1 pseudogene is annotated in these 582 nt (G+C 40.7%); it reads right to left on the bottom strand.

What is annotated here, in order from left to right:
- Window positions 1–130: 130 nt before the first annotated feature.
- A pseudogene (locus H6A61_RS15355) lies at window positions 131–582 on the bottom strand (hypothetical protein); the annotation flags it as partial.

The raw sequence follows: 582 nt of genomic DNA, 5'->3' as shown, positions 1-582 counted from the left end.
AGTAGGGTAGTGAGCAGTCCTTCCAGTACCTGAAAGTTAGCCTTGTCCCTAAGCAGGCGTTTCATTGCCCAGTCGAATCTGATATAATTTCCCATAATTTAAAATATTTGATTTGTGCAAAAGTATTATTTCAAATCTTGTTGATTTCCTCTTCCGTCATTCCTGTGATGGCAGCAATAGTACCTACATCCATCCCCATATTCTTCATATTACGTGCAATTTCCGTCTGTTTGAGCTTTTCTCCTTCCGCTCTTCCTTCCGCTCTTCCTTCAGCCCTTCCTTCAGCCCTTCCTTCAGCCCTCTCGGTATTTATATTGTCTCTCAGAATCACGATATTGTCAAGATGTCTGTAGTATGCCTCTTTCTCAACTTTTGTCATATTGTCTATTTTGAGTTTTTCTCTCACCACGTCCAAACCTGGAGCATTTGCCCCTTCCGGTATTTCTCCTGTGTTCAGATAATAAATCCATTCTTCTAGCGGAGTTTTTGCCACTTTATTGAAGTCGTTTACTTTCAGGATATAATATTCCGGATAAAGTTGGCTTACTTCATCTACCTTGAATGTCTGCTTTTGGAACGGAC

The organism is Bacteroides caecigallinarum (genome assembly GCF_016901995.1).
In the GTDB taxonomy this organism is placed as follows: domain Bacteria; phylum Bacteroidota; class Bacteroidia; order Bacteroidales; family Bacteroidaceae; genus Phocaeicola; species Phocaeicola cellulolyticus.
Note: the sequence above shows the minus strand (reverse complement) of the source record. Positions and strands in the feature narration are given on the sequence as shown.